The 444-nt window shown below is 71.6% G+C and carries 1 protein-coding gene; it reads right to left on the bottom strand.

Translation table 11 applies throughout. The features are described from left to right. Positions 1 to 444: condensation domain-containing protein (locus LZ017_RS21860; protein ID WP_241399039.1), on the bottom strand; the 444-nt coding region annotated here is incomplete at both ends.

Below are 444 nucleotides of genomic sequence, written 5' to 3'. Positions count from 1 at the left end.
GGTCTGCTGGTCCATCACCAGGTGGTGGATCAGCAGCATCAGCAGCCAGCCGCCATCGTCCTCCTGCAGCTCGTAGGCGCGCAGCAGCGGCGCCTGGCGCACGTCGATGCGCCGCAGCCGCGCGTCCTCACGCGCCTGCAGCTGCTCGCTCGCGCTGGCGAAGCGCGGGTCGCGCGCCAGCCTCTCCAGCGGCAGCGGCGCCCGGCGCCACACCAGCTGCACCGGCTGGTCCAGCCGCTCCCAGTGCACCGCGCTGCGCAGGATGTCGTGGCGGTCCAGCACCTGCTGCAGCGCCTGCACAAAGGCGTCCAGCGCCTCGCGCCGCTCGAAGCGGTAGGCCGAGGGCACCAGGTAGGCGTCGTCCTCCGTGTTCATCAGCAGGTGGAAGAACATGCCCTCCTGCAGCGGCGTCAGCGGGTAGATGTCCTGCACGTTGGCGGCGCC

Origin of the sequence: Pelomonas sp. CA6, assembly GCF_022549225.1 — a bacterium.
Classification (GTDB): Bacteria; Pseudomonadota; Gammaproteobacteria; order Burkholderiales; family Burkholderiaceae_C; genus Roseateles.
Note: the sequence above shows the minus strand (reverse complement) of the source record. Positions and strands in the feature narration are given on the sequence as shown.